Genomic DNA, 22434 nt, shown 5'->3' on the forward strand with positions numbered 1-22434 from the left:
CACCAGCGAGCTGCGGTGCGCCGTGTTCTCACCGGGGGGCCCGAGGTGAGCGCACACACCACCTTTCGCTTCAGTTCCGGCTATCACCGGGTGATCGGTGCCGCGAGCGCGTCGGCGGTCGGCGACGGCATGCGCTTCGCGGCCCTTCCGCTGCTGTCCGCCACGCTGCTGCACGACGCGTTCCAGGTGTCCGCGGTCACCGCGGCCACGACGGTGCCCTGGCTGCTGTTCGGCCTGCCGGCAGGGGCGTATGCCGACCGGTTCGAGCGCGCTCGCCTGATGGTCATTGCCGACCTGCTGCGCGCCGTGACGCTGATCGTCACCGTGGTGCTGCTTGCCTGCGGCTGGCTGACGTTCTGGCCCCTGATGACCGCGGCGTTCCTGCTAGGTGTCGGAGAGGTGCTGTTCGACTGCGCGTCCTTCGCGCTGCTGCCGAGCATCGTTCCCAAGGAGAAGCTGGAGTCGGCGAACGGCCGACTGTGCTCGGCGGCGTGCTCTTCGTGATGGGCAGGGTGATTCCCCTCCTGCTCGACGCACTCTCCTTCCTGATGTCTGCAGCGTTGCTGACCGGCGTTCGCGGGCCGCAGCCCGAGCGGTCCACGGCCAAGCCGCGGCTCCTGACCGACATCCGCGAGGGCCTGGTCCACGTGCTCCGTGACCCTCTGCTGCGCGCCCTGACCGTCTCCGCGGGCGTCATCAACGCTGTGTACCTCGGACAGATCGCCGTCTTCGTCATCCTGGTGCGCGACGTGCTTGAGCTCCCGGACGCCGCATACGGGGCACTTCTGGCCGCCGGAGCTGCCGGGGGCGTGGTCGGCAGCATGGCTGCAAGCCGTATGACTGGAGCGACAGGCCGGGTCCCTACCCTGATCGGAAACCTGGCCCTCATGGGTGTGGGAGGTCTGGCGGTAGCAGCAACCGACAGCGTGTACGTGGTCACCGTCGGATACTGCGCCGCTGGGTTCGGCCTCATGGTCTGGAACGTCGTGGCTGTCTCCCTGCGACAGGAACTCATCCCGGATCGCCTCCTCGGCCGGGCAACCGGCGTGTATCGGTTGTTCGCCTGGGGGACGATGCCCCTCGGCGCGCTGATCTTCGGCTGGCTGAGCACGTCGGCGGGACCGCAGACGGCCTTCGCGGTCGGCGGCGCGGTCACACTGGTGATGTGCCTGCCCATCGCTTTCACCCTGCTGAAGGACAGCAGAATCACCGACGACCGCAAGACCCCCGAAGGTGTACATGATGAGTGAGCGATTCGCCGAGTTGGACAACCTGGCCGAACGGTGGGGCTTGAGCGGCCTGGAACCGGTCGGCAAGGGTCTGGAATTCTCCGTCTACCGGGCACGGGGGCGCGACGGGCAGCCCGTCGCGGTACGTCTCGCACACCGGCGATTCGACTCGAACGCCAATGACCCTCATGTGGACACCCGGGCCCTACTCCTTCAGGAGTACGAGATCGCGAGGCATCTGGCCGCCCATGGTCTGCCGGTCGCGGAGGCGAAGGAACTCGTCCTGGCGGACGAGCCGGCGTCCCCTGACGTACTACTGTCCGCATACGTCCCCGATGACGGGTCGGATCTTGACTCCTTCGCGCTCGGGCAGCTCCTCGCACGGCTTCATCAGGTGCCGCCGCCGCGCCTGAGGCCCGTCGCGTCGGAGGGAGTGCCAACGGCGAGCGCGATCACCGCACGCATCTGGCGCCGTTGGGCCGAGATCGGCCACCTTGTCGATGACTGGCCCGAACCACCGGACGTGTCCCTCATCGCCGAACAACTCACCAGCCTCACCGAGGACAGCCTCCTCCACCTCGACGTCCGTAGCGACAACATCCGGCGCCGGCAGGGGCGGGTCGTCGCCCTGCTGGACTGGTCGAACGCCCTGCTCGGATCCCCCTCGCTGGAGTTCGGGCGCCTGGTCGAGTACGCCCGGTATCCGGAGAACGAGCTCGACATGGCAGCGATCCGTAGCGGATACGCAAGGACGGCAACGGTTCCACCCGACAGCGATCCGTGCTTGTACGTCTGCCGACTGGACGCCGCACTGATGCTGGCTCTCGTCTTCCTTTCCGAGGCGCCCGACCCGAGCCGTGGACCGGCAGCAGCCGACCACGCACGAGAACTCGCGCTCAGGATGAGCGCACGTCACGCGTAACAGATCATTTCGCTGCGGATCTCTTGAAGTACGTCATGGTGAACCTCACACGTATCTACACGAAGACGGGAGACGACGGCACGACCGCTCTTGGTGACATGAGCAGAACGAGCAAGCTGGACAAGAGGCTTGCGGCCTACGCCGACGTGGACGAGGCGAACTCCACGATCGGCGTCGCCATCGCGGCGGGGGACCTCCCGGACGAGATCTCCACCCTCTTGGTGCGGATCCAGAACGACTTGTTCGACGTGGGCGCGGATCTCTGTACGCCCCTGTCGGAATCCGGGCGTGACACGGCCTCGCTTCGTGTGAAGGACTCGTACGTAGAGTTCCTGGAAGAGCAGTGCGACCGGTTCAACGAGGGTCTTGAAAAGCTGCGCAGCTTCATTCTCCCCGGCGGAACGCCCGCTGCCGCCGAACCTTCTGCCAACCCGCTTCGACCAGGGCCTGCTGGTCCGGTGGTGCCGTATCCATAGTGACCATCATGCCCGTGCAGCCGAAGCCGGATGTTCGTATCCGGCTCGAACAAGGACGACGCTGATGACAACAAGCGCGCGCACTTGGTGACAAGTACCGCTGAGATTCCGGCGCGGGACCGCAGGTCGGCCACCGTCGCCGGTGACATCTATCGCTGCGAGGCACACCCCCAGCCCGCCGGAGCTTCCCGGCCGTCTACTCGTTGATGCGCACCCACTCCGCCACGGCCGTGAAGTCCGCGTCCGTGAGGCCGTGGCGGGGATCGACACGGTGGAGGAGGGCGCGGCTGGGGTGGTGGGCGGAGACCCAGGTGCGTTCGATGGCGGTGAGTTCGTCGTCCAGCCAGACGAAGGGACGGCCCGCCGCCCAGTCGACGAGGGGGCGGGCCTTCCAGTGGAGGCCGTGGGGCTCGCCCTCGCCGGAGTCGTCCAGGCCGTCCGGGCAGACCACGGGCAGGTCCGGAAGACCGAGCCAGGGGGCGACGCTGTCGTTCGCGTCCGTCGCCCAGGTCGTCGCCCACACCAGCTCGCACCCCAGAGCCATGAGCCGTGGCCCATGGTCGGGGTTGATCCGGGCGAGGAGCGGGTTCGTGTCGTCCGTCCGGCGGCCGGAGGGCGGGCGGAAGAGCGGGGAGCCCGCCGGGTACTGCTCCGGCGTGGCCCCGAAGGGGATGAGAGGGCCGTCGACGTCGAGGAAGAGGAGGGGGCGCGGCCCGGAAGCGGTCATGGGGGGACGGCAGCGTGTCACGTGGCGTCCAGGATCTCCAGGAAGGCGCGGAGGGCCGGGGACGGGTTGAAGTCGCTCCAGATCAGGTACTCGACGCGGCGCGGGCCGTCCGTGACCGGGACGGTGGTCAGGCCGTCGCCGCCGGTGCCGATGTAGGACGCGGGCAGGAGCGCGACCGCGAGGCCGCGGCGGACGAGGCGCTTGAGCAGGTCCGCGTCGGAGACCTCGAAGGCGACCTCGCGCTGGAGGCCGGCGTCGGCGAAGGCGAGGTCGCTCTGAGTGCGGCCCGGAGAGCCGGCGGGGAAGTCGGCGAAGGGCTCGTCGGCGAGCCGGGCCAGGGGGATACGGGGCGCGCCCGCCAAGGGGTGACCGGCAGGCAGCACCGCCACCGACGCGTCCCGGGCCAGCTCGCGGACCTCCACGCCCCGGGGCCGGTCCCGTTCCGGAAGGCCGAGGAAGGCGGCGTCCAGCTCGCCCGCCGCCACCTGGGCCGTCAACTCGTTGCTCCGGCCGACCTGCAGGGCGGCCCGGACACCGGGGTGCCGGTCCCGGAAGTCCTGGAGGACCTCGGGGATGTCCACCGCCGCGACCGTCGGGATGATGCCCACCCTGAGCCGCCCGCGGATCTCGCCCACCGCGGCGGCGGCCTCGGTGACAGCGCGTTCCGCGGCGGCCAGGGCCTCGCGCGCGGCCGGGAGGAACGCCCGCCCCGCCGGGGTGGGTTCGACGCGGCGGCTGGTCCGCGCGAACAGCTTCAGCCCGAGTTCCCGCTCCAGCTTGGCCACTTGGTGGCTCAGCGCCGACTGGACGACGAAGCAGCGCTCGGCGGCACGCGTGAAGGAGCGGGTCTCGGCCACCGCGACGACATAGCGGAGCTGTTGCAGGTCCATGAATTAATCGTGAAGCACGATCGGTAGAATGAAAAGCATGTCCTGGACTCATGGATCGGACGGTCCAAGACTGCTGGGGTGACCCTGAGCAGAGAGACCGCGCCTCCCGTTCACCCCGCCCGGCCCCCGCGCCGACGGCCTCGGTGGACCGGCCACCGGGCGGCATGGATCGCCGTGACCGCCCTCGCACCCGTCGCCTGGGGCACGACGTACTCGGTGACCACCGAGTTCCTCCCGCCCGACCACCCCCTGTTCGCCGCGCTGATGCGCTCACTCCCGGCGGGTCTGCTCGCGCTGGCGTTCACCCGGGTCCTGCCCTCCGGGTCCTGGTGGTGGCGGGCCGCCGTGCTCGGAGTACTCAACATCGGGGCGTTCTTCCCGCTGCTCTTCGTCGTGGCCGAACGGCTGCCCGGCGGGGTCGGGGCCACCCTCGGCGCCGCCCAGCCGGTCGCGGTGGCCCTGCTCGCGGTGGCCGTACTCCACGAGTCGCCGTCGTGGTGGCGGCTCGGCTGGGGGGTGGCGGGAGCGGCGGGCGTCGGGCTGGTGGTCCTGGGCCCGGACGCCGGTCTCGACGCGGTCGGGGTCGCCGCCGGGCTCGGCGGCACGCTCTCGATGGCCCTGGGCCTGACCCTGACCAAACGCTGGGGCCGCCCGCCGGGAGTCGGTCCCCTGACCCTCGCGGGCTGGCAGCTCACAGCGGGCGGGCTCGCCCTGGTGCCCCTGGCCCTGGCCGTCGACGGGGTGCCGTCCGGAATCGGCGCCCGTGGCCTGGCCGGGTACGTCTGGCTCGGCACGGCAGGCGGTGTGCTCGCGTACACCCTGTGGTTCCGCGGCCTCGGCCGCCTCCCGGTCACCGCGACCGCGCTGCTCGGCCTGCTCTCCCCGCTTGTCGCGGCGCTGATCGGCACCTTCGCGCTCGGGGAGACGTTCACACCGGTCCAGATCGCCGGCTTCGCCCTGGCCCTCGCCGCCCTCGTCGCCGGGCAGTTCGGCGGCGGGCAGTTCGGCGGCGGACGGCTCGGCGGTGAACGGGTCGGCGGTGGACGGTTCATCGGCGGACGGTTCGGCGGCAGATCCGGCGCATGAGCGCACCCGGGGCCGAGGCCGATGTCCCCGGGCACCTCCAGTCCGCCCGCGGCCTCCGGCCGCATACCGGCAGGGGCGCGGGAACCGGGTGGCGCGAGGGCGCGTCCGTCCCGGCTGACAGCCGCGTCCGGGCCCCGCCCGGCCGGAACCGGCGGCACCCGAACGGAAGGCTCCCGTATGACGGACCGCGCCACGCGCTATCTCTACCTCGCCCGCCACGGGGAGGCGACGGCCGACGAGTCCGGGCTGACGGAGACGGGCCGGCGCCAGGCCGCCCTGCTCGGGGAACGGCTCCGGGCGGCGCCCCTGAGCGCGGTCCACCACGGCCCCCTCCCCCGCGCCGCCGAGACCGCCCGCCTGGTGCGCGACCGGCTCGCGCCCGACCGGTCCGGGGCCGAGGTGCCCCTCCGGGTCTCCGAGGCCGCCGGCGACAGGAGGTGTCCGGTGGATCAGGGCCGGTTGGGACGCGGCGTCTGGTGCGGTAGATCGCAAGGCGCCGGGATGCCTTCATAGCGGAGCTATTCAGGCATTGCGGCAACGCGGCGAGATGCCGTGCCAGGCGTCGTGGCCCCGGCCAGGATCCGCCGGACACCTCCTACATCCCCCATCTGCCGGACCGGTCCGAGCTGCCGGACGACTCGGCCGAGGCGCTGCTCGCCTTCCTGGCCGGGGCGGACGAGGAGGACCGGCGGCGCGGGCCGGTCCTCGCGCGCGAGGCGCTCGCCGCGTTCACCGGGGCGGTGGACGGCGGCGAGGAACGTCATGAACTCGTGGTCACCCACGCGTTCCTGGTCGGCTGGCTGGTCCGGGCGGCCCTCGACGCGCCCGCGTGGCGGTGGATGGGGCTCCCCGTCGCCAACACCGCGCTGACGGTGCTGCGTTGGACCCCCGGGCGTCCCGCTGCCGTGCTGCTGCTCAACGACATGGCCCATCTGCCCGCCGAGCTGCGCTGGACCGGTTTCCCGCCGGGCGTCCCCCGCGTCTGAGACCCCGGGACCGGACCGGTCAGTCCGCCGGGTCGCGGCCGGACGCCGCCGCCCGGCGGTCGACCAGGACCGCGACCCCGTCCAGCAGGCGATCCAGACCGAACTCGAACTCCCAGTCGGGGTCGTCCGGTTCGTACAGGACCCGGCTGTCCAGCAGCTTCGCGAGAGACGGGTAGCGGTCCCGGTCCGCGAGGCGCGAAAGGGTGCGGCCGTAGCCGCGCATGACCTCCTCGGCGGAGCGGCCGCTCGCCGCGACGGCCGCCCCCAGATCGGCCATGAGCAGCGCCTCGTTGCGCACGAACCCGCCCAGCAGCAGGATCACGGAGATCTTCTCGCCCTCGTCGAGGGCGGTGTCCGCCATCGCGGCGAGGCCCAGGTCCCACCAGGCGACGGAGTTCGGGGTGGCCGGGGGGCCCGAGATGGGGATGCGCAGCATCCACAGGTTGCGGTGGAAGACCTCGCGCTGCGCCCTCGCCCACGCCTCCAGCGCCTCCCGCCAGCCGGTGCCCGGCGCGGGGGCCTCGGGCGGGAGGCCGATCGCCACGTCCTGCATCAGGATGTACAGCTCGTCCTTGGCTCCGACATAGCGGTACAGGGACATCGTGGAGACACCGAGTTCCTTGGCGACGCGCCCCATGGAGACGGCCGCCAGCCCCTCGGCCCGCCCGAGGGCGAGGGCGGCCTCGACGATCCGGTCGACGCCGATCCCCGGCTTGGGCCCCTTGCCGGGGCGCTCCCGCAGGCCCCAGGCGGCCTCGATACTCGGGGGCAGCCAGACACCGGCGTCCGCGCCGTCCCCGGAGCCGCGCCCCGGGCCGTCCCCGGAGCCGCGTCCCGGGCCGCCCTCGGCCTCGCCGCCCGGGCCGCGCGCGTCGCCGCCTGCCCGCGTACCGCCGTCCGTCATCACCGCCACACTCCTCGCCGAAACCCCGCCGAACCGTCGAACCGTCGAACCGCCGGACCGCCGAACCGTGGAACCGCCGGACCGCCGGGCCGCCGGAGCCGTCGCACTCGTCGGCCCCGTACCCGCCGGGCCCACCGCCCGCGCCCGCTCCCGCGGCCCCGGCGCCTCGCCGGCGCCGCCTTCACGCTTGACGCCATCCTAGTAATGCGTAAGCCTTACACAGTAACGCGTATGCCATACGCAGAAGGGTCCCCGGCCGGGCCGGGCGCCCCCGTGGCGCAGCACGCTCCGGGAAAGGAAGCGCAGCCATGTCATCCACCCAGGCCGGCGAGACCGGCACCGTCACCCGGACCGCCCACGGGCGCTTCGCCGTCGAGGCCGAGGGTCTGCGCAAGTCCTACGGCGGGACGCCCGTCCTCGACGGCATCGGGCTCCGGGTCGAGTGCGGGAGCGTGTTCTCGCTCCTCGGGCCGAACGGGGCCGGCAAGACCACCACCGTCCGCATCCTCGCCACCCTCACCGACGCCGACGCCGGCACCGCGCGCGTCGGGGGCCACGACGTGGTGGCCGAACGGGCCCGAGTGCGCCGGGCGATCAGCCTGACCGGCCAGTTCGCCGCCGTGGACGAGAAGCAGACCGGCGAGGAGAACCTGCGCATGATGGCCCGGCTCGGCGGACTGTCCCGCCCGGCCGCCCGCCGCCGCGCCGCCGAACTCCTCGAACGCTTCGGCCTCACCGGCGCGGGCCGCCGCCTCGCCCACACCTACTCCGGCGGGATGCGCAGGCGGCTCGACCTCGCGGCGGGGCTGGTCACCGACCCCGAAGTCGTCTTCCTGGACGAGCCGACCACCGGCCTCGACCCGCGCAGCCGCCAGGAGTTGTGGGAGGTGGTGCGCGAACTCTCCGCGGGCGGCACGACCGTGCTGCTGACCACGCAGTACCTGGAGGAGGCCGACCGCCTCGCGGACCGGATCGCGGTGCTGGACACCGGCCGGATCGTGGCCGAGGGGACGGCGGCCGAACTGAAGGCGGCGGTCGGCGGGCAGCGGCTGGACGTGGTCCTCGCCGACGAGGACGCCTACCGGCGCCTGGCTCCCCGCGCGGTCCACCGCGCCCGCGCCACCCGCACCCTGGGGCTGGCGACCGACGGCACGGCCGCACACGTCCGGACCCTGCTGGACGAGATCGACCCCGAGCGGCGCGACGTCGTCCGCTTCTCCCTGCACGCGACCACCCTGGACGACGTGTTCCTCACCCTGACCGGCACCGGAGGCGGAGCGGGCACAGGCACCGGAACCCCGCCCCGCGCCACAGCCGCCCGCGACGGACGGACGGAGTCCTCCCGTGTCTGAGACCACCCCGACCGCCCCCACCGCCCCGGCACCCACCCGCACCGCGCGCCCCCGCCCCGGGCCCCTGACCCCCGCGGTCACCCTGGCGGGCCGCTGCGTCCGGCTGAGCCTGCGGGACGTCGACGCGCTCATCACCGCGCTGATGCTGCCGCTCATGCTGATGCTGGTCTTCATCTACTTCTTCGGCGGCGCCATCGACACCGGGACCCGGTACGTGAACTACGTGGTGCCCGGCATCCTCGTGCTGTGCTCCGCGTTCGGCGCGGCGGGCACGGCGGTGCGGGTCAGCGAGGACATGAAGGGCGGCATCGTCGACCGCTTCCGCGCCGTGGACATCGGCGGGACCTCGCTCCTCGCGGGCCATGTGGCCGCGAGCGCGCTGCGGAACCTGTGCGCGACCGCCCTGGTGCTCGGTGTCGGGCTGCTGATCGGCTTCCGCCCGTCGGCCACCCTCGCGGGCTGGCTCGCCGCGGGGGGCGTGCTGCTGCTCTTCGTGACGGCCGTCTCCTGGCTGTCGGCCGCCGTGGGGCTGCTGGCGAAGACACCCGAGGCGGCGTCCGGGTTCACCTTCGTGATGATGTTCCTGCCGTACCCGAGCAGCGCGTTCGTCCGCGTGGACACCATGCCGGCCTGGCTGCACGGCTTCGCCGAACACCAGCCGGTCACCCCGCTGATCGAGACCCTCCGGGGACTCCTGCACGACCAGCCGGTGGGCTCGGCGCCCTGGGTGGCGTCGGCCTGGTGCTCGGGGATTCTCGCCGTGGCGGTGGTCCTCTCGGGCGTCCTGTTCCGCGCCCGCACCTCCTGAGCCCACCGGGCACCCGAGGCCCGGAGCCGCCGGAGCGCCGGAGCCCGCAGCCGCCCTACCGCGTGCGGAGCCAGTCCGCCGAAGCCCGCAGCCGCCCTACCGCGTACGGTGCCAGTCCGCCGGAGCCCGCAGCCGCCCTACCGCGTACGGTGCCAGTCCGCCAGCGCCCGGGCGATCCGCCGGAACGAGGGCGGCGCGGAGATCCCCAACGCGGGCGCCGCCCCGGCGATGACCGACTCCAGCTTGCGGGCGGTGGCCGTCAGAAGCCGCCGGTCGGCCTCTGCCCGGCCGCCGCCGTGTCCGCCGCCGTCTCCGCCACCGCGTTCACCGAGCCCGATCCCGGCCCGCACCACGTCCGTGTAGACGGACTGGACCCGCTTGTACGCCAGCAGCGCGGGCAGGTCCCGCCGCCAGCCGCGCGCGGCGCCCGGGCGGGCCGCCTCCACCGCGTCCCGCCAGCGCAGCGGCACCGAGGCCGCCTGCCGGGCCGGATAGCGCATCAGGTGCAGATGGGTGGCGAGGTCGTAGAGGGGGTCGCCGAAGGCCGCCAGCTCCCAGTCGATGGTCCACAGCCGGTCGTGGCAGTCGACGACGAAGTTCTCCCGGTGCAGGTCCCCGTGGAGGAGGCAGAACGGCCGGGAGGTGAACGCCTCCGTCCGGCGGGCCATCCGGTCCAGGCCGTCGTCCGGCACGCCGAGCGCGGCGAACAGGTCACCGTAGAGGGGGAGATGGGCGCGGCGGACCTCCAGCTCGGTGAACCGGACCAGTTCGGCGGCGAAGCCCGCGCAGTCGTCGTCCGCCACCGGCCCGCCCACGCCCGGGAGCACCGCCGGACCCGGTAACAGGTCCCGGGGCCCGATCGCGGCCAGCTCCCCGAACAGCTTCTCCACCTGGGCGAGATGGCGCTCGGCGACCGGCCGGCCCGGACCGCCGTGCGCGCCGAGGGTCGAGCCCTCGATGAACCGCTGGAGGCCGATCCCGTCCACCAGGATGATCTCCGGGACGCTGCCGACCCGGCCGGCCAGGGCGCGGAGCAGTGCGCCCTCGGAGGCGAACCAGCGCCGGTCGAACCAGAGGACGCCGTCCCGCGGCTCCCGGCACTTCCAGCGCACCGTCCCGGCCCGGCCCCCCGTGTCCGGGAGCGGGAAGGCGTATGTCTCGTGGTGGTACCCCTTGAGCGGGCCCTCGATCAGGGCCTCGACGGCGCTGAGCCGCACCGCCCGCTGCCTGCTCCGCGACGCCGGCTCGGCCGTCATGCGCGCTGCCCCCGTGTGAATGCGGCCGCCTCCTTCGCCCGGGGCCCGGCCCGCCGCCCGCGCCGTGCCGGGGAAGGCACCGCGGAGGGCACTGTGGCCGGGTCCGGGCGGCACCCGGCGGGGCCCGCCCGCGAGGGACGTTCCGCACCCGGTGTCAGCCGAACACCGACAACTCCGCCATCCGCGCGACGACGAGCGGGGCGCCGGCGGCCGACAGCCGCTGCCGGCCCGCCCCCTGGGCGTGATACCCGCAGAACGGCATCCCGACCTGTCGGGCCGCCCGGTAGTCCGTCACGGTGTCGCCGATCATGAGGTGCCCGCCTGGACCGACGCCCGGCCGCATCGCCCTGAGCAGCGGGACGGGGCTGGGTTTCATCTCCCGGGCGTCGCCCGACCGGCCGACGACCGCTCCTTCGGGGAAGCAGTGCAGCACGCCCATCCGCTCCAGGATCCGCGCGGCGGCCTCCGCGTGGTTGTTCGTCGCGACGGCGAGGGTCCGTCCGGAGGCGTGGCAGGCCTCGATGAACGCGGCGGCGCCCGGGGTGGGGACGGCGGTCTCGGCGGCCTTGCGCTCGTAGTCGTCCAGGAGGTCGTGCATCGCGGCGACGGTGCGGCGCCATCCGGGGTCCGCGCCGTGGGCGTGCAGGGCCCGGGTGTGGGCGCTCAGGACGGCGATGGGGTCGGCGCTGTGGCGCACCGTCTCGACGAGGCGCCCGTCCCGGCGGGCGAGGCCGACGAGTTCGGCGGCGGCGACGGCCGCGGGTTCTCCCGCGAAGACGCTCGCGACCGGGCCGTCGAGATCGAGGACGACGCACCGGGCCCGGGTCACCGCCTCCCGGGTCACGGACGGGGCCTCCGGGGGGGCAGTGGCGTGTGGCACGGTCAGATTTCCGCCCTTGTGGCTTGGTGGTTCCAGGTGTTCTCGAAGAACTTCCGCATCTGGCGCACGATGCCGACCTGATCGGGGGTGGAATCGGCGGAGGCACGGAAGGGGAAGAGGGTCGCCCCGGTGCCGTAGGAGTCGAGAATGGTCACTTCCTCGCTGTCCGGCGGGACCGTGACCGTGCCGAGTTCCGGCGGGTAGAAGCCCTGTAGGGCGAGCCGCCGGTTCAGGATGTACAGCTTGATCTGCGGGGAGAACGCGACGAGGCGGACCTCGACCGAGACCTCGGGGACGAAGCCCCGGTTGCGCAGTTCGTAGAGCGACTCCCGGAGCATGGTGGCATGCGCCCGCAGGATTCCGTGCATCCGCACGCGCACCCGCGGGTCGTCCGATCCGTCGACCGGGCGGGGCACGGCGAGGTGGTCGGAGGCGGTGTCCGGGAGGAGCAGCCGGGCCGTGATGCTGCGGGGCGGCTGGATCTCCCGGTCGAGGATGCGGTCCTTCTGCTGGGACACCTGGGTCGCCAGGGACTCGGTGGTCATGGAGAACACGTCCAGGGTGACCTCGGTCGCCTCGAACGCCTCCTCCAGATACGGCTTGAGCCGCACCTGGGGCACGTTCTCCGAGACGACCGCGTAGCTCTCGTCGCCCGCGGCGGCCGGGTCGCCGGTGGCCGCCGCCGTTCCGCCGGGCCCGTCGGCCTCGCCGTGTTCGCCGTGCTCACCGTGTTCGCGGACGAAGGTGCCGCTGCCCTGGACGACGTGGACCAGCCCTTCCTCGCGCAGCAGGTTGACCGCCTGGATCACCGTGTGACGGGAGACGTGGTACTGGCCGGCCAGTACCTCCTGCGTGGGGATGCGCTGACCGGGCAGCCGCGTCCCCTCGTGGATCTCCTTGCGCAGCTCGTCGGCCAGCCACATGTAGCGGTACTGGCCGTCCCTCGGGGCGGATCCCTGACTGGTCACCCCACAACCATACAACTCCCCGTACAGCAGGCGGAGATACCCAACACATTCCTTCATTCGAATGATTGACCACCCGAAGACACCGCCGGACAACCGGACAAGTTTACGGATCTGTCGAGACAGGGCATCACTCCAGCAAGTCAACCGGACCAATCTATCGGAGAGTTGACAATCTGACCGGACCAATTCCCCAGCAGCACAACGGTGTGCGAGCTCGGCGGCTCACCCTCGAAGGAGTGACACACCATGCCTCTCATCGCTCTCGTCGTCGAGCAGTACGTCCAGTTCCGGTACGGATTCACGGCCGGACTGGGCCTCGCCCTGCTGGCGGTCGGCATCAAGGCGGAGAACGCGACGTGCGCGGGGGTCGGCGGACTGCTCCTGGTCGCCCCCGCCGTCACCTCGGGCTGACCGGCCCGCACAGGTTGACCGGGCCGCACGGCTCCCGGGCCGCGCGGGCTGACCGGGCCGCGCGTTCCCCCGCGCGTACGCCCAGGGCCGGCTCGGGCTCAGAACGCCGGCAGGACCCCGCCCACCGGCGCGCCCCCGCCCAGCAGGGGCATATGGCCGATCCGGTCCACGACCTGCGCCTCCACGCCCATACGGGTCAGCGCCCGCGCGAGCACCGGGCCCAGGGCGCGGCCCGCGCCGTCGTCGATCTTGAAGGCCAGGGCGCGGCCGTCCGCCAGCGCCACCGCCTGCACCGCCTCCGCGCCCATCTTCGACAGCGCGCCCGGCACCTCCCGCATCAGCCAGGTGTCCGGCCGCCGGGTGCCCGCCACATACTCCGGGTGGGCGCGCATCGCGTCCGCGACCCGGCGCTCCGGGGAGCCTGGCGCGGCGAGCACGAAGTGCCGGAAGGCGCGGGCCAGACCGGTCAGCGAGATCGCCATCAGCGGCGCCCCGCAGCCGTCCGTGCCGACCGCCGCGACCCGCTCCCCGGACGCCTCCTCCACCACCGTGTGCACCAGCCGCTGAAGCGGGTGCTCCGGGTCGAGATAGCCCTCCCGGTCCCAGCCGTTGAGCGCGCAGGCGGCGAGCATCGCGGCGTGCTTGCCCGAGCAGTTCATCGTCACCCGGTCCCGCACGTGCCCCTGCGCGAGGTAGGTCTCCGCCTCGGCCGGGTCCAGCGGCAGGTCGGGCGGGGTACGCAGATCGGCCTCGTCCAGCCCGTGCTCGGCGAGCATCCGGCGCACCAGCTCGATGTGGAAGGCCTCGCCCGAGTGGCTGGCCGCCGCGAGCGCCAGGCGCTCCCCGGACAGGTCGAGACCGGCGCGCAGCACGGCCGCCGCCTGCATCGGCTTGTTGGACGAGCGGGGGAACACCGGCGCCGCCGGGTCCCCGATGGCCAGCTCCACGCTGCCGTCCGCCGCCAGCACGACCAGCGAGCCGCGGTGGTGGCCCTCGACGAAGCCGGAGCGGACGACCTCGGCCAGGACGGGGGGTGCTGCGGCCCGGGATATGTCCGCGGTACCGGGGGCGGTGGGTGAGGTCATGGCGGCGCGTCTCCAGTACGGGACCCGCCCCTCCGGGCACGCCGGGACCGGTCCCGGCAGGGCCGCCCGGGGATCGCCCGGCGGCCGCTCAGATCAGCAGGTCGTCTACTTGTGCTTCGCCTTCACGGTACCTGCGGGCGATCTCCGCGCTGCAACCGTCGGCCGTCCGCTGGAGCTGCTGCCGGCGCCGGGAGACCTGCTGCTCGTAGGCGTGCAGGCGGCCCATCGCCGCGTGCAGTTCCTCGTCCGTCCGGGCTCCGAGGTCGGAGAGGCCGATCTCGTCGAGGACGTCGTCCGCGAGCCGCCGGTACTCCTCGCCGTACGGCGTCGACAGGGTGACGTGCCGGGCGGAGGAGCCCCGGGCGGACGGCGGGTCGGCCAGGATCTCGGAGAGCCGGTCGACCACCGGTGACTCCGGATCGGCGCGGCGCGCCACCTCGGCCCGCAGGATGTCGATACGGCCCTGGACCAGCCGGCGCACATAGCTGAGGTCCGCCTCGTCGCGCTGGGAGTCCCTGCGCAGGGCCCGCAGCTCGGGCAGCCGCAGGGCGACGAGGTCGGGCTCCGAACGGCCGGGGAGCCCGTCCCCGGCCCGCTGCCGGGGCGGTGCGGCCACCGCTCCGGGGTCCGCCGCGGCTCCCGTGACGGGGCCGAGCCGCGGCCCGGCGCCAGATGTGGTGCTCATGTGCGTACGTCCGTCCCCTCGCGACCGGTGCAGGAGCCTCCCGGGGCCCGGTGGGCCGAGGGGGTGCACCGCCTTGGTGCATGGTGCCACCCCGGTGTGCGCCGACGCAGGCGGTCCGCACCTGTTCGGCCCCGAATGGCCGCCAGGTAGTTTTCTCCGCATGCGTGCAGTGGTGCAGAGGGTTGACGGCGCGAGCGTCGTGGTGCAGGGAGAGTCCGGCCCGGAGACGGTGGGCGAGATCACGGGCGAGGGACTGTGCGTCCTGGTGGGGGTGACCCACGACGACACCCCGGAACAGGCCGCCCGGCTGGCCCGCAAGCTGTGGTCCCTGCGCATTCTGGCCGAGGAGCGGTCCTGCTCGGACGCGGACGCCCCGCTGCTGGTGATCTCGCAGTTCACCCTGTACGGCGACGCCCGCAAGGGCCGCCGCCCCACCTGGAACGCGGCAGCCCCCGGCCCGGTCGCCGAACCGCTCGTCGACGAGGTGGTGGCCCAGCTGCGGGCCCTCGGCGCGACGGTGGCGACGGGCCGCTTCGGGGCGCACATGCGGGTCTCGCTGACCAACGACGGACCGTTCACGGTCCTCGTCGAGGTCTGACGGGCGGGACCGCGCCCCCCGACCCCTGGGACCGCGCCCCCCGGGGGCCGGGGGGCGGCTCGGCTGCCCCGGGCTACGGCTCGACGACGGTCTCCTGCGCGGCGGCGGTGTCCCCCGCCACCAGCTCGGCGTCGACCGGAACGTTCCGCTTCACCAGGGCCAGCGCGATCGGGCCCAGCTCGTGGTGGCGGCCCGAGGTGGTGACGAAGCCGAGCTGGCGGCCCTCCTCGCCGTCCGCCGCCAGGCGCACCGGGGTGCCCGGACCGGGCAGATGGACCTCGCTGCCGTCCAGGTGCAGAAAGACCAGCCGCCGTGGCGGCTTCCCCAGGTTGTGGACGCGCGCGACGGTCTCCTGACCCCGGTAGCAGCCCTTCTGGAGGTGCACGGCGCTGCCGATCCAGCCCAGTTCGTGCGGGATGGTGCGGTGGTCCGTCTCGAAGCCGAGGCGCGGGCGGTGCCCCTCGATGCGCAGGGCCTCGTACGCGAGGATTCCCGCGAGGGGGCCGTTGGCGGTGGCGTACGGCTCCAGGTCCGCGCGCGGCAGGAACACGTCCCGGCCGTGGGCGGCCTCCCGGACGACGGCGCCCGCCGGGACCTCGGCGATCGACCCGGCGGGCAGGTGCACCACGGCGAACTCGTCCGTGCGGTCGGCGATCTCGACCCGGTAGAAGAACTTCATGGACTCCAGATAGGCGAGCAGCGCCTCCCGGGTGCCCGGTTCCACGTGCGCCCAGACCGTGGTGCCGTCGTCGACGAGGTAGAGGGCGTGCTCGATGTGCCCGTTCGCGGAGAGGATCAGGGCCTCGGTCGCCTGCCCGGCCGGGAGGTCGCTGACGTGCTGGGTGAGCAGCAGATGCAGCCAGCTCAGCCGGTCGTCACCGGTGACGGAGACGACCCCGCGGTGCGACAGGTCGACCAGACCCTTGCCGTCGGCGAGCGCGCGCTGCTCACGGAACAGGTCGCCGTAGTGCGCGGCGACCCCTTCGTCGCGTCCCTCGGCCGGCACCGCGCCGGGCTGGGACAGGAGAGGGCTCTTCATGCGAACAAGCCTACGACCCGGCAGGGGGCGTCTTCCCGGCGCTGCGGGTGCTGTCGGGGCCGTTGAGACTGCCGGTGCTGTCGGGGCGGTTGAGGCTGTCGGTGCTTTCGGCGCTGGTGGGGCTGTCGGCGCTCTCGCTGCGCTTGGTGCAGTCCTCGCAGCGGCCGAAGATCGCGAAGTGCTTCATGTCCGTGTCGAAGCCGAACCGGAGACGTAGCTTCTCGGTGAATTCGGAGGCCACCGTCACATCCGCCTCGATGACCCCGGTGCAGTCCCGGCACACCAGGTGCAGATGGTGGTGCCGGTCGGCCAGGTGGTAGGTCGGGGCACCGTGGCCGAGATGGGCGTGGGAGACCAGGCCCAGTTCCTCCAGCAGCTCCAGGGTCCGGTAGACGGTGGAGATGTTGACGCCCGACGCCGTCTTGCGCACCTCGCACAGGATGTCGTCCGGAGTGGCGTGCTCAAGGGTGTCCACGGCTTCGAGGACAAGCTGGCGCTGCGGGGTCAGCCGGTAACCGCGCTTGCGCAGATCGGTCTTCCAGTCGGTGCTCACCACGCCCCCAGTGTAGGCAGCGGCGGCCCGGGGGCCGCCTGCCCCTGCGCGTACTCGTCGGTGGTACCCGCCCTGCGGCGGCCCGCTGCCGTCAGGGCGAAGGCGGAGGACTACTTGAAGAAGGCGATGCCGTCGTCGGGCAGATCGCCCAGGTCCTTGGCCCAGTTGGCGACCTCGTCGGGCGTGACGACCTTCTTCAGGTGCGCGGACATGTACGGCCGCAGCTCCACCTCGGGGGTGGCCTTCTCGCCGACCCACATCAGGTCGCTGTTGACGTAGCCGTAGAGGCGCTTGCCCCCGCTGTACGGGCCGGACGCGGCGGTCCGGGCGACGGCGTCGGTCACCAGGTCGATCTGCGGCTTCTGGTCGGCCAGCTCGCCGTACCAGATCTCCACGACGCCCTGGTCGCGCACCATGACGACCTCGACCTTGCGGTCCTTGTCGATCCGCCAGTAGCCGCTCTCGCTCTCCAGGGGCTTGACCTTGTTGCCCTCGCCGTCCAGCACCCAGGAGTGCGAGACGTATTCGAGGAAGTCCCGGCCGTCGTGGCTGAAGGTGACGGACTGGCCGAAGTTGCACTTCTCGGCGCCGGGGAAGTCGGAGACGCCCGCGCCCTCCCAGGTACCGAGGAGGAAGGCCAGGGGCACGAGGTCCGGGTTGAGGTCGGACGGAATCTCGATCATGAGCAGCTCTGTCGTTCGAAGGCGGAAGCGGTACGGAAGGTCAGCGCTGGCCCTGGTAGAGCTTCTTCACGGCCAGAGCGGTGAAGGCGAGCACGCCGACGCAGACCAGGACCAGCAGGGCTTCGAAGAAAACGATCACGGGAGGGCTCCTCGACGACGCGTGACGGCAGAACGGGCCGCACCCAGCTTAGTCGCTGGGGGTGCGGCCCGTTCTGCGAGGTGCCCGGCCCGCCGGGGCAGGGCGGCCCCGGGCTCAGCCGGGTGGGTTCAGCCGAGGAGCTGGTTCTGCAGGACGACGGTCTGGTGGAAGGGGACGGCCGGGACCTCGCCCTTCCGCGAGAGGACCACGAGGGCGATCGTGTCGCCCGCCGTGATGTACGCGTGCCGGACGTGGACCGGACCGCGGGGCGCCGGCTCGTCGTAGACATAGCGCTCGGTGGACGCCACGTCGGCCGCCTTGTCGTAGCCCTCGTCGTAGGAGGAGATCTCCTCGACGCCGACGGGTTGGAGGAGGGTGTCGAGGCCGCCGCCCAGCTGGGCGGCGAAGTAGTCCCCGGCGACGGCCGAGGTGTGGAAGCGCAGCAGGAAGATCCGGGCGGTGGTGCCGTCCGGCATCCGCCAGCCACGGGCCACGACCTCGCGCACCCGGGACTCCCGCAGGTGCTCACGCAGCGGCTCGCGGTCGTCGGCGACGTACTCCCGGAGATGGCGCTCGACCCCGACCCGGCTCCGCTCGCCCCGCAGGGTCGGGTCCGGTGCGGCCCCTTCCGGGGCGGGGAGGAGCAGCTTCTCCAGGTCGGCGTAGTGGATCTCGCCACGGTTCGAGGGAGCGAACGGGAGCGGGGCGCCCGCGGGCAGCGCGGGCTTGCTCAGCTCCGGGTACGTCCAGCGGCCGTCGTCCAGCGTGGCGAGGCCGGGAACGTCGGTCCGCTCGCGCTCCACGACGGCGTACGCGCTGCCGGCGGCGACGGTGGCGAAGACGGCCACGGCGGCCGTCCAGCGCAGCACGGCCCGCAGCACCCGCCGGTCCTTCACCACGGGGGCGGGGGCGGGGGCCTCCGGCGGGACGGTGGGCTCGGGCGGGACGGGCGGCGCCGGCGAGGCGGGGGACACCGGCGAGGCGGTGGGCGCCGGGGGCACAGGGGCCTCCGCCGGCATGGGGGCCTCCGCCCGCACCGGGGCCTCGGGCGTGGCCCCGGACGGCGGCGGGGTCGTGGGCGGTGTCGTCGCCACGGGCTCGGATACGGCGTCGGTGCTCACACGGCCTCCCCGGGCGACGTGACGTGGTCGAGCTGGTCGCCCACGAACTCCTTGATCGTTCCGAGCGGGAGCTCCTTCGGCCCGTACGCGTACACGCGCACGAGGATCTCGCCCACGGGAGCCGTGCAGACCATGCCGTCGATCCCCACGCCGTCGATCTTCGGCATCCGCAGGCACACGGCCTTCGGGTGACCCGTGATCCTCGGCCCCTTGCGGAAGAACCCGGACGACGAGTCCCCCAGGCTCTTGTGGAAGGCGGTCATCCGGCTCACGGCCTTCTTGGCCTCCAACTGGGCGAGTTGCGTCTCCACGACGAACTCGGCGTCGGCCGACCGGTAGCTGCGCATGGCCAGCCCCTTGACGCGCAGTTCCCCGACGGCCTTGTCGAACCGCTTGCGCTGCGGCCCCGGCAGGCCGCGCGAGTCCTCCTTCAACAGGGCGACGGCCCGCGCCTCGTTGAGGACGCCGTCGTTGCCGAAGCCCTTGATGTCGGGGCCGGGGAGGTAGTCGTCCGGTACGGGCAGCAGGTGGGCGGCGAGGCCGGTGGGCTCCGCCTCGGGGACGGGCCCCGCGGTGTCCGGGTCGGGCTCGGCCCACAGGACGGTGGGCGCGGTGCGGTCGGCGTCCCGGAGGACCGACCAGCCCCACGCGCCCGCACCGGCGACCAGGCCCGTGCACACCACGGCGGCGACGAGCGCCACCGGGCGCCGCCGGCGTCGGCGACGCGCGCCCTGGTCGGGGGCGGCAGCGGTGATCGGGTCGGTGACCGGGGCGGTTTCCCGGTCGGGGGTCGGGGCGGTGACCTGGCCGGGGGCCGGCGGTGTCTCGGCGGCCGGCTGCGGCTCCGGCCGCACGCCCGAGTTCGTCGGCTCGTTCACAGTCGCTCCAACTGGCGCTTCGCGAGCGACTTCAGGGCCTTCTCGTCGACCGGCCCCGCGTTGTTCGCGTACTCGATGATCATCACGATGTCGCCGCGCCAGGCCACGGCCCGCCCCTGGTACAGGGGCTCGTAGCCCGCCTCGCGGTGGGGTTCGTCGAAGACGTAGGTGCGGCCCTCGGCGCTGCCGGGGATGGGCTCGCCGTCGTTGCCCGCCCAGTCGTCCTCGTCGAGGTACCACTGCTGGCCCTCAGTGAGTCCCCCACGGGCTTCGAGGCGCGGATTCCGTATCCGCGCACAGAGAGCTGACCCGCAGCGCCTACCGGGGGTTGTGGTCAGGAGCATTACAGTTCGGCATATGGCGAAGAAGCTCGTGATCAAGGTGACCGCCGGGGCCGACGCCCCCGAACGCTGCTCGCAGGCCTTCACGGTGGCGGCCGTCGCCGTCGCCAGCGGGGTGGAGGTGTCGCTGTGGCTGACCGGTGAGTCGTCGTGGTTCACGCTGCCGGGGCGGGCCGCCGAGTTCGAACTCCCGCACGCGGCACCGCTGCCCGAGCTGCTGGACGCGATCCTGGCGGGCGGGTCGGTCACCCTGTGCACGCAGTGCGCGGCGCGGCGCGGGATCACGGAGAAGGACGTGCTGGAGGGCGTACGGATCGCCGGGGCGCAGGTGTTCGTGAGCGAGGCCGTGCAGGACGACGTCCAGGCACTCGTCTACTGACGTCTCGCGCGGGGAGACGTCAGGACGGCGGCGGGCGGCGCTTGCCGTCCAGTTCGTCCCACCATTCGTCGGACGTGGGGTCGCCGGACGGGTCGTCCCACCAGCGGTCGTCCGGGCCGCGCCGGTTGGCCATCACCGCGGCGACGGGCGGGATCACCATGGCCACCACGCACATCCCGACCGCGACCGGCACCGACCAGAGCCGTACGACGGCCCAGGCGGACACGAACAGGACCAGGCAGCCGCCCATCATCAGGAAGTAGGTGCGGCGCCTCCGGGCGAGCATGTCTCCAGGGTACGGCCGCGCCCCGGACGAGCCCCCGGAACGGGGCCGGGCATGACCGAAGGGCCGCACCTCGTTCCCGGTAGCGTCCAACCCCCAGGAGGTGCGGCCCTTCGGCCGGTCAGGTCGTGCAGGTCGTGCAGGTCGCGCAGGTGACTCCTGTGGTGCGCGTGATGCGGATGATGCGGGTCGTTTCGGACCTCAGACCGCGATCGCGACCTCGGCGAGACCGCCGGTCTGTGCCACGACGGTGCGGTCCGCGGTGGCGCCCGGGACGAGCGCCCGCACGGTCCAGGTGCCCTCGGCCGCGTAGAAGCGGAACTGCCCGGTCGCGGAGGTCGGGACCTCGGCGGTGAACTCGCCGGTCGAGTCCAGCAGGCGCACATAACCGGTGACGGGCTCGCCGTCCTTGGTCACCTGGCCCTGGATGGTGGTCTCACCGGGCTTGATCGTCGAGGCGTCGGGGCCGCCGGCCTTCGCTCCACACATGTTGCTACTCCAGAAAGGTCGGATCGGGATGGTCTGTTGACGCCGGTTACTTGTTGGCGCCGAGCTCGATCGGCACGCCCACGAGGGAGCCGTACTCGGTCCACGAGCCGTCGTAGTTCTTGACGTTCTCGACGCCGAGCAGCTCGTGCAGGACGAACCAGGTGAGCGCGGAACGCTCACCGATGCGGCAGTAGGCGATGGTGTCCTTCGCCAGGTCCACCTGCTCGTCGGCGTAGAGGGCCTTCAGCTCCTCGTCCGACTTGAAGGTGCCGTCGTCGTTGGCGTTCTTCGACCACGGGATGTTGCGGGCGCTCGGCACGTGGCCGGGGCGCTGCGACTGCTCCTGCGGGAGGTGCGCCGGGGCGAGCAGCTTGCCGCTGAACTCGTCGGGCGAGCGGACGTCGACCAGGTTCTGGCTGCCGATCGCGTTCACCACGTCGTCGCGGAAGGCGCGGATCGACGTGTCCTGCGGCTTGGCCTTGTAGTCGGTGGCCTCGCGGGCAGGGACCTCGGCGACCAGGTCGCGGGAGTCCAGCTCCCACTTCTTGCGGCCGCCGTCGAGGAGGCGGACGTCACCGTGGCCGTAGAGCTTGAAGTACCAGAAGGCGTAGGAGGCGAACCAGTTGTTGTTGCCGCCGTAGAGGACGACGGTGGAGTCGTTGGCGATGCCCTTCGCCGACAGGAGCTTCTCGAAGCCCTCCTGGTCGATGAAGTCACGGCGGACCGGGTCCTGGAGGTCCTTGGTCCAGTCGATGCGGATCGCGTTCCTGATGTGGTTCTTGTCGTAGGCCGAGGTGTCCTCGTCGACCTCGACGATGACGACCTTCGGGTCGTCGAGGTGGGCCTCGACCCAGTCGGCGTCGACCAGGACGTCGCTGCGGCTCATGAGTTTCTCCTCCGGGGCAGTGTGCGGCGGTGGTGCGCGGGCGTGGTGCGCGGGGTGTGCGGGACGCGCGGAAGGCGCGTCGACCTGCACGGAGCGGCCCCGACGTCGAAGGTCGGAGGGCCTGAGGGATACGGGAGTGTGAACCCGCTCAGACGGTGCGACAGAGCATGGCGGCGACGCGGCACAGGTCTACTGCCCGCCGCTTCGTGAGATCCGCCTGTCGCTGCTTCATGGCACCGATCGTAGGGACGAGACGGGCGCGGTGTCACCGGCGTGTCGTATCGTGAGACGCGATCGTCCACTATGCGGAACGGGGAGAGGGGAGGAGCCCTCCCCCGCGCGGTGCGCGGGGGCTCCGCCCCTCGGTTGATCTGCCTGCC

The 22434-nt window shown here is 72.7% G+C and carries 27 protein-coding genes and 2 pseudogenes; 11 read left to right on the forward strand and 18 right to left on the reverse strand.

Going from position 1 to position 22434, the window contains the following annotated elements; all coding sequences use genetic code 11:
- Nucleotides 1-45: 45 nt before the first annotated feature.
- The 4 genes and pseudogenes from C593_RS0110010 to C593_RS29290 form a co-directional block, all read left to right on the forward strand.
- Nucleotides 46-504: an MFS transporter gene (locus C593_RS0110010; RefSeq protein WP_018847162.1), complete on the forward strand. Its 459-nt coding sequence runs from the start codon at nt 46-48 to the stop codon at nt 502-504.
- Entirely contained in the window at nt 492-1250 is a 759-nt protein-coding gene (locus C593_RS0110015) for an MFS transporter (protein WP_158686816.1), read from the forward strand. The genes C593_RS0110010 and C593_RS0110015 overlap by 13 nt, the downstream gene beginning before the upstream one ends.
- Nucleotides 1243-2151 carry an aminoglycoside phosphotransferase family protein gene (locus C593_RS0110020; protein ID WP_018847164.1) on the forward strand — a complete coding sequence of 303 codons (909 nt, stop codon included), beginning with the start codon at nt 1243-1245 and terminating at the stop codon, nt 2149-2151. The genes C593_RS0110015 and C593_RS0110020 overlap by 8 nt, the downstream gene beginning before the upstream one ends.
- A 35-nt stretch (nt 2152-2186) precedes the next feature.
- Nucleotides 2187-2567 (forward strand): annotated as a pseudogene (locus C593_RS29290) (cob(I)yrinic acid a,c-diamide adenosyltransferase); the annotation flags it as partial.
- A 256-nt stretch (nt 2568-2823) separates the two neighbouring features.
- Here the strand turns inward: C593_RS29290 and C593_RS0110030 are convergent.
- Nucleotides 2824-3354, reverse strand: a complete 531-nt coding sequence (locus C593_RS0110030) for an HAD domain-containing protein (protein WP_018847166.1) — start codon at nt 3352-3354, stop codon at nt 2824-2826.
- 17 nt (nt 3355-3371) lie between these two features.
- On the reverse strand, nt 3372-4244 hold the full coding sequence (locus tag C593_RS0110035; protein ID WP_018847167.1) for a LysR family transcriptional regulator: 873 nt from the start codon (nt 4242-4244) through the stop codon (nt 3372-3374).
- 168 nt (nt 4245-4412) lie between these two features.
- On the opposite strand from C593_RS0110035, the gene C593_RS29295 reads away from it, so the two are divergent.
- Nucleotides 4413-5330, forward strand: a complete 918-nt coding sequence (locus tag C593_RS29295; protein WP_106434609.1) for an EamA family transporter — start codon at nt 4413-4415, stop codon at nt 5328-5330.
- Nucleotides 5331-5507: 177 nt separating this feature from the next.
- Nucleotides 5508-6316: pseudogene (locus tag C593_RS33665) on the forward strand (histidine phosphatase family protein).
- Nucleotides 6317-6335: 19 nt separating this feature from the next.
- Here the strand turns inward: C593_RS33665 and C593_RS0110050 are convergent.
- A complete protein-coding gene (locus C593_RS0110050) occupies nt 6336-7220 on the reverse strand; it encodes a TetR/AcrR family transcriptional regulator (protein ID WP_018847170.1) in 885 nt (294 codons plus the stop codon).
- A 308-nt stretch (nt 7221-7528) separates the two neighbouring features.
- Here C593_RS0110050 and C593_RS0110055 point away from each other — a divergent pair, with 308 nt between their 5' ends.
- Nucleotides 7529-8572 (forward strand): ATP-binding cassette domain-containing protein, encoded by a 1044-nt coding sequence (locus tag C593_RS0110055; protein ID WP_018847171.1) that lies wholly within the window; start codon nt 7529-7531, stop codon nt 8570-8572.
- On the forward strand, nt 8565-9380 hold the full coding sequence (locus C593_RS0110060; RefSeq protein WP_018847172.1) for an ABC transporter permease: 816 nt from the start codon (nt 8565-8567) through the stop codon (nt 9378-9380). The genes C593_RS0110055 and C593_RS0110060 overlap by 8 nt, the downstream gene beginning before the upstream one ends.
- 137 nt (nt 9381-9517) lie before the next feature.
- Here C593_RS0110060 and C593_RS0110065 read toward each other — a convergent pair whose 3' ends face one another.
- The 3 genes from C593_RS0110065 to C593_RS0110075 form a co-directional block, all read right to left on the reverse strand.
- On the reverse strand, nt 9518-10636 hold the full coding sequence (locus C593_RS0110065) for an aminoglycoside phosphotransferase family protein (protein WP_018847173.1): 1119 nt from the start codon (nt 10634-10636) through the stop codon (nt 9518-9520).
- A gap of 154 nt (nt 10637-10790) precedes the next feature.
- Nucleotides 10791-11480 carry an HAD family hydrolase gene (locus tag C593_RS0110070; protein ID WP_018847174.1) on the reverse strand — a complete coding sequence of 230 codons (690 nt, stop codon included), beginning with the start codon at nt 11478-11480 and terminating at the stop codon, nt 10791-10793.
- Nucleotides 11481-11518: 38 nt separating this feature from the next.
- Nucleotides 11519-12484, reverse strand: a complete 966-nt coding sequence (locus C593_RS0110075) for a winged helix-turn-helix domain-containing protein (RefSeq protein WP_026277549.1) — start codon at nt 12482-12484, stop codon at nt 11519-11521.
- Between the two features lie 246 nt (nt 12485-12730).
- Between C593_RS0110075 and C593_RS33295 the strand changes: the two genes are divergently transcribed.
- Nucleotides 12731-12895: a hypothetical protein gene (locus C593_RS33295; RefSeq protein WP_018847176.1), complete on the forward strand. Its 165-nt coding sequence runs from the start codon at nt 12731-12733 to the stop codon at nt 12893-12895.
- 98 nt (nt 12896-12993) lie between these two features.
- Here the strand turns inward: C593_RS33295 and C593_RS0110085 are convergent, their stop codons facing one another.
- Nucleotides 12994-13980: an asparaginase gene (locus C593_RS0110085; protein ID WP_018847177.1), complete on the reverse strand. Its 987-nt coding sequence runs from the start codon at nt 13978-13980 to the stop codon at nt 12994-12996.
- Between the two features lie 88 nt (nt 13981-14068).
- Nucleotides 14069-14665: an RsiG family protein gene (locus tag C593_RS0110090; RefSeq protein ID WP_037745194.1), complete on the reverse strand. Its 597-nt coding sequence runs from the start codon at nt 14663-14665 to the stop codon at nt 14069-14071.
- 160 nt (nt 14666-14825) lie between these two features.
- Here C593_RS0110090 and dtd point away from each other — a divergent pair, with 160 nt between their 5' ends.
- A complete protein-coding gene (gene dtd, locus C593_RS0110095; protein ID WP_026277550.1) occupies nt 14826-15263 on the forward strand; it encodes a D-aminoacyl-tRNA deacylase in 438 nt (145 codons plus the stop codon).
- Between the two features lie 73 nt (nt 15264-15336).
- Here the strand turns inward: dtd and ygfZ are convergent, their stop codons facing one another.
- The 6 genes from ygfZ to C593_RS0110135 form a co-directional block, all read right to left on the reverse strand.
- The gene (gene ygfZ, locus C593_RS0110100; RefSeq protein WP_018847180.1) at nt 15337-16302 is read right to left on the reverse strand and encodes a CAF17-like 4Fe-4S cluster assembly/insertion protein YgfZ; all 966 of its coding nucleotides are present in this window, start codon (nt 16300-16302) and stop codon (nt 15337-15339) included.
- Nucleotides 16303-16312: 10 nt separating this feature from the next.
- On the reverse strand, nt 16313-16858 hold the full coding sequence (locus C593_RS0110105) for a Fur family transcriptional regulator (protein ID WP_018847181.1): 546 nt from the start codon (nt 16856-16858) through the stop codon (nt 16313-16315).
- Between the two features lie 107 nt (nt 16859-16965).
- Nucleotides 16966-17538 carry a heme-binding beta-barrel domain-containing protein gene (locus C593_RS0110110; protein ID WP_018847182.1) on the reverse strand — a complete coding sequence of 191 codons (573 nt, stop codon included), beginning with the start codon at nt 17536-17538 and terminating at the stop codon, nt 16966-16968.
- Between the two features lie 267 nt (nt 17539-17805).
- Nucleotides 17806-18798 (reverse strand): hypothetical protein, encoded by a 993-nt coding sequence (locus tag C593_RS0110120; protein WP_486591103.1) that lies wholly within the window; start codon nt 18796-18798, stop codon nt 17806-17808.
- Entirely contained in the window at nt 18795-19676 is an 882-nt protein-coding gene (locus tag C593_RS0110130; RefSeq protein WP_018847186.1) for a hypothetical protein, read from the reverse strand. The genes C593_RS0110120 and C593_RS0110130 overlap by 4 nt, the downstream gene beginning before the upstream one ends.
- A complete protein-coding gene (locus C593_RS0110135) occupies nt 19673-20020 on the reverse strand; it encodes a hypothetical protein (RefSeq protein ID WP_018847187.1) in 348 nt (115 codons plus the stop codon). The genes C593_RS0110130 and C593_RS0110135 overlap by 4 nt, the downstream gene beginning before the upstream one ends.
- Before the next feature lie 13 nt (nt 20021-20033).
- Here C593_RS0110135 and C593_RS0110140 point away from each other — a divergent pair, with 13 nt between their 5' ends.
- Nucleotides 20034-20396: a DsrE family protein gene (locus C593_RS0110140; RefSeq protein WP_018847188.1), complete on the forward strand. Its 363-nt coding sequence runs from the start codon at nt 20034-20036 to the stop codon at nt 20394-20396.
- A gap of 19 nt (nt 20397-20415) precedes the next feature.
- On the opposite strand, the gene C593_RS0110145 is transcribed toward C593_RS0110140, so the two are convergent.
- The 4 genes from C593_RS0110145 to C593_RS33670 form a co-directional block, all read right to left on the reverse strand.
- A complete protein-coding gene (locus C593_RS0110145) occupies nt 20416-20682 on the reverse strand; it encodes a DUF3099 domain-containing protein (RefSeq protein WP_018847189.1) in 267 nt (88 codons plus the stop codon).
- Between the two features lie 198 nt (nt 20683-20880).
- A complete protein-coding gene (locus C593_RS0110150; RefSeq protein ID WP_018847190.1) occupies nt 20881-21168 on the reverse strand; it encodes a DUF1416 domain-containing protein in 288 nt (95 codons plus the stop codon).
- Between the two features lie 46 nt (nt 21169-21214).
- On the reverse strand, nt 21215-22054 hold the full coding sequence (locus C593_RS0110155) for a sulfurtransferase (protein WP_018847191.1): 840 nt from the start codon (nt 22052-22054) through the stop codon (nt 21215-21217).
- A gap of 148 nt (nt 22055-22202) precedes the next feature.
- Nucleotides 22203-22286 carry a putative leader peptide gene (locus C593_RS33670; protein WP_355648638.1) on the reverse strand — a complete coding sequence of 28 codons (84 nt, stop codon included), beginning with the start codon at nt 22284-22286 and terminating at the stop codon, nt 22203-22205.
- Nucleotides 22287-22434 lie beyond the last annotated feature (148 nt).

The sequence above is a fragment of the Streptomyces sp. CNT372 genome, from assembly GCF_000377145.1.